A 730-nucleotide genomic window follows, 5' to 3' on the forward strand; every position below is an offset into this window, starting at 1 on the left:
TCGCCGCTGCCAAAACCGCCGCCGAAATTCCCGCCGAAGTTGCCCGCGCCCGCCGCGCCCAGGCTGCTTTTGGAATAACTCGCGACGAGATCGAGCGACGGGTAATGACCTGCTTTCGCCTTCAATGTCTCGCGCTGCGAATTCGACGTCGCCAGTTGCTTGAGCACCACGTTGTAGTTGGTGTCGCGCGCGGCGTCGACCCACTGCTGCATGTCTGCGGGAACAGGCGGCGGCAGTGTCACGCCGCGCGCGAGGCCGTCCACACGCGTCACCGGATGCCCGACGATCTGCTCCAGCGACGCCAGTTTCACTTCGAGATCGTTCTGTGCCGCAATTTCCTGCGAGATCGCCTGATCGTACTTGGCCTGGGCTTCGTTGGTATCGGTGATGGTGGCGCTGCCGGCATCGAAGGAATGCTTGGCCGATTCAAGCTGCTCCGCAATCGATGCCTTTTGCGAACGCACGATCGCAAGACTGTCCTGGGCCGAAAGTGCATCGAAATAAGCTTGTCCCAGCCGGACGATCAGATCCTGGCGGGCGGCGGCGAACTGCGCCTGGGCCGTGGTCAGCGCGATCTGGCCTTGCTGGTAGCCCTGCCAGTTCGCGACGTTGATGAGCGGTTGGCTCAGCGAAACAACGAAGCCGTTGCTGTTTCCATTCGATGCCGGCAAGCCGCCGCCAAACTCCGTGCGCTGCTCGTTTGTGCTCGCCGACGCCGACAATTGCGGCA

Annotated in this window: 1 protein-coding gene; it reads right to left on the minus strand. The window is 62.6% G+C overall.

Annotated elements, in window-relative coordinates; genetic code table 11:
* Window positions 1–730, minus strand: a 730-nt coding sequence (locus ACRXB1_RS37160) for a TolC family protein (protein WP_449494916.1), incomplete at both ends; no start/stop codon positions are given.

The organism is Caballeronia sp. M23-90 (assembly GCF_053574605.1).